Source organism: Streptomyces viridosporus (assembly GCF_002078235.1).
Lineage (GTDB): Bacteria > Actinomycetota > Actinomycetes > Streptomycetales > Streptomycetaceae > Streptomyces > Streptomyces viridosporus.
The window spans coordinates 1-202 of record NZ_MSGP01000810.1 but is presented as its reverse complement, the minus strand read 5'-3'; the positions used below and the strand labels follow the sequence as shown (position 1 = coordinate 202).

Sequence of the window (202 nt, the reverse complement as noted above, 5' to 3'; positions counted from 1 at the left end):
GCACCATCTCCGGTACGTCCATGGCGAGTCCGCACGTCGCCGGGGCCGCCGCCCTCCACCTGGCCGACAACCCCTCGGCCACCCCCGCCCAGGTCTCCTCCGCGCTGACCTCCGCCGCCACCACCGGCGTCGTCGGCAACCCGGGCAGCGGTTCGCCCAACCGCCTGCTGTACGTGGGCGACGGGGGCACCACCCCGCCCCC

Annotated in this window: 1 protein-coding gene; it reads left to right on the top strand. The window is 76.7% G+C overall.

Features of this window, described 5'->3' with window-relative positions; all coding sequences use genetic code 11:
• Positions 1-20: 20 nt before the first annotated feature.
• Positions 21-202 (top strand): S8 family serine peptidase (locus B7L92_RS43305; RefSeq protein ID WP_438364059.1); only part of this gene is annotated, 182 nt, incomplete at its 3' end.